1 protein-coding gene is annotated in these 239 nt (G+C 50.2%); it reads right to left on the bottom strand.

Annotated elements, in window-relative coordinates; all coding sequences use genetic code 11:
* Positions 1–99: 99 nt before the first annotated feature.
* Positions 100–234, bottom strand: coding sequence for a pirin-like C-terminal cupin domain-containing protein (locus tag CHH91_RS19020; RefSeq protein ID WP_483372420.1), 135 nt, complete (start codon positions 232–234; stop codon positions 100–102).
* Between the last annotated feature and the right edge of the window lie 5 nt (positions 235–239).

The following is a 239-nucleotide window of genomic DNA, read 5'->3' on the forward strand; positions in this document are numbered from 1 at the left end:
TCAGAGCACGGCAAAACACTTCAGCCGATCTTGCGGCAACTGCATGCATGGGGCAAAGCACACCATGCTTATCTGGCGGCGCAACAACAGAAATAGACATTATTGCGAGGACGGGCCAAATTTCCCAGCGCGAAAATCAGCATAGGCTTCTTCAATTTCCTCGATCGTATTCATGACAAACGGACCATGGGCAACGACCTGTTCGCGCAGTGGCTTTCCTGAATAGACAAGCACTTTTG

Source organism: Virgibacillus sp. 7505, assembly GCF_002272135.1.
In the GTDB taxonomy this organism is placed as follows: Bacteria; Bacillota; Bacilli; order Bacillales; family Amphibacillaceae; genus Terribacillus.